The 2,624-nt window shown below is 66.6% G+C and carries 3 protein-coding genes; 1 reads left to right on the top strand and 2 read right to left on the bottom strand.

The window, feature by feature from the left end:
* Positions 1–150: 150 nt before the first annotated feature.
* Entirely contained in the window at positions 151–525 is a 375-nt protein-coding gene (locus K228_RS0124490) for a LuxR C-terminal-related transcriptional regulator (protein ID WP_025620730.1), read from the bottom strand.
* Positions 526–930: 405 nt separating this feature from the next.
* Between K228_RS0124490 and K228_RS0124485 the strand changes: the two genes are divergently transcribed.
* A complete protein-coding gene (locus K228_RS0124485) occupies positions 931–2,193 on the top strand; it encodes a hypothetical protein (RefSeq protein ID WP_080671705.1) in 1,263 nt (420 codons plus the stop codon).
* Between the two features lie 90 nt (positions 2,194–2,283).
* On the opposite strand, the gene K228_RS29950 is transcribed toward K228_RS0124485, so the two are convergent.
* Entirely contained in the window at positions 2,284–2,430 is a 147-nt protein-coding gene (locus K228_RS29950; RefSeq protein ID WP_245603596.1) for a hypothetical protein, read from the bottom strand.
* Between the last annotated feature and the right edge of the window lie 194 nt (positions 2,431–2,624).

Below are 2,624 nucleotides of genomic sequence, written 5' to 3'. Positions count from 1 at the left end.
CGCAATCACCATTTTCCCTTGCCTGGCAGGCACTTTCGCCTTTCCGGACCTCACGAAACCGTTACAAGATCACCACCTGGTGAATGTCCCGGGCTGAAGGAATGACCTTCCTCGCCGCCCCGAGCCGGCGTGGTCGTACCGAGTTGTCGGTCAGACCAGGTCGGCCTGGTGGGCGACGATCGCCGCCTGCACTCGGTTGCGGGCACCCAGCCGGGTGAGCAGCGTACTCACGTGTGCCTTGACCGTTCCCTCGACCAGGTACAGCCGATCGGCGATCTCTGCGTTGGACAGTCCCTTGCCGAAGAGCGTCAGCACCTCGCGCTCCCGGTCGGTCAAGGCGCTCACCTTCTCCCGGCCGCCCGCCTCCGCGCCGAGGCGACCGGCGGCCAGTCGGGTGATGACCCGCGACGTGACCCTCGGCGACAGATAGGCCGCCCCGGTGCTGCGAGTGCGGCGTTGCTGGTGGTCTGGATGCTTGTTGTTCGGTTGCGGGCTGGTGTTGGTGCTGGTGTCCAGGGCGGCCACCAACTCCAGCGGCTCGAAGAGATCTAGCTTGCCGGCTACCTCTTCGACCGCATGCCTGGGTCGGTGGGCGGCCTGCTGTTGACGGTCGTGGTCAGCAGGGAGCCCGGCCGCCGCTACCGCTCGGCTGCCTACCGCACGGACGGTGTGGGGTGGATGCGCCGATAGTGATATGAGAACCTCGTTCGCGTAATTCCTTCGTGTTCGCCGTCCTGTGGGCTCGGTGTCGGTTTAGCTCAGGGTGAGGCCGCTACCGCCTGTCTGGTAGCTGAGGAACACGCCCACCCGTGTTCTCCTTGGGTGGTGGGTTCCTCGCCGTTCACGGGGAAGGACACCGAGACCGCAATGCCATCTCAACGACATGTCTACAGCTCCAGCCGCACTGATAGTCGGCCGCCACGGTGGTGGATGGCCGTCGGGATGGCCGGATTGACCGGCCTGGCATTCACCACGGCCGCTCTGGCCGCCACCGCCCACGCTCAACCAAACCAGCCCGTACCCGGCTCCGCCGCTGCGGCCGATGCGGACCACCGGTCAACCGAGAGCGGCCGGGGCAAAGACGGCGGGGCCGGCACGCCGGTCCCGTGTGACGCCGATCTGCTGATCGCCGCGATCACGTCCGCCAACGCCACCGGCGGCGGCGTGTTCGACCTGGCCGAGGACTGCACCTACCTGCTGACCGCCGATATTGAGGGCGCCGGTCTGCCCGCGATCGCCACTCCGATCACCCTCAACGGCGGCAAGAACACCACGATCGAACGCGCCGCTGCCGCCGAGGAGTTCCGGATCTTCTTTGTCGAAGCCGGTGGCGACCTGACCCTCAACTACCTGACGATTACCGGCGGCCAGACGGCGGGTGTCGATGGGGGCGGCATCCGCGTCCTACCGGGCGGGGAATTGACGGTCAGCCACAGCACTGTCACCCGCAACATCGCCGGCGGCAATGGTGGCGGTATCGCCAACGAGGGGGTCACCACCGTCAAGCGCTCCACCATCAGCCGTAACACCTCCCCGCTGCAAGGGGGCGGCATCAATAACACGGGTGTGCTGACCGTGCACCGGTCTGAGCTCAAGGCGAACACCGGTACCGTCGGGGGAGGTGGCATCGGGAGCACGGCAGGAACGGTCGAGGTCTCCAAGAGCTCCATCTCCGGCAACTGGTCCGACCAGGGAGCCGGGCTCTTCATCGTTGATGGCGGAATCGGCTCGGTAACCGACACCCACATCAAGAAGAACTCCGCTGCCGATGTTGGTGGAGGTGTCTTCATTACGGGTCAGCTGACGATGGAGAAGGTCGTCCTCGCCGGCAACACCGCCGAAACCGGTGCGGGCCTCTTTGTCGTCGGCGGCTCCACCGCCAACATCTCGGACAGCAGCATCGTCGACAACACCGCCGGCGCCCAGGGCGGCGGCATCTTCAACGCTGGCATGACCACGGTGTCCGACACCAAGATCGACGGTAATCAGGCCGACACGGGCGGCGGCGTCCAGAACGACACAGATGCGGTGCTGACCTTCTTCGCCTCGAAGGTCACCGACAACCTTGCCGTGACCGATGGCGGAGGCATCTTCAACGTGGCTGGGATCGTCAACCTGAACACGGCCACCGGTACCACCGTTATCGGCAACCGTCCGAACAACTGTGTGAACGTCTTCGGCTGCGCCGGGTAGCGACCCGGAGTAGTCAGTTTCACGCGGGCCCCGCTCCTGCCGTACGCGGTGGGGGCGGGGCTCCGTCCGTCGTGCGGTAGCGCACCAGAGCTATGGCGCGCCGCCGGATTCGCTGCTGGCGTTGCTGTCGAAGGTCTGGCCCTCGCTGCCGCCGCCACCTTTTCCGCGAAGGCTGCCGAATCGCCGAAGGCGGCTCTGGCGGGCGCTCTGGCGGATCGCCTTGCGGGCGTTCGCCATCGTCGCTTGTCTACTGTCTGTCCGGGGGCCAGCCCTGCGTCGACGCCTCCGGGCCACGATGACGATCAGTACAAGTGCGATCAGCAGGGGCAGGGCGAGCCCCGGCCAGCCCGAGGGTCCACCACCGTCCCCTCGTCCGGCCTCCACCTGGCCGGTTCGGTTCGTGGTCCTGGTGCGGATGGTTCATCGCGGTC

Origin of the sequence: Salinispora cortesiana (genome assembly GCF_000484695.1) — a bacterium.
Taxonomy (GTDB): Bacteria; Actinomycetota; Actinomycetes; order Mycobacteriales; family Micromonosporaceae; genus Micromonospora; species Micromonospora cortesiana.
This window is presented reverse-complemented; position numbering and strand designations above follow the sequence as displayed.

Coding starts and splice junctions, on each gene's coding strand:
- K228_RS0124485 (WP_080671705.1), top strand. CDS start 931: ATGGCCGTCGGGATGGCCGGATTGACCGGCCTGGCATTCACCACGGCC.
- K228_RS29950 (WP_245603596.1), bottom strand. CDS start 2,430: ATGGCGAACGCCCGCAAGGCGATCCGCCAGAGCGCCCGCCAGAGCCGC.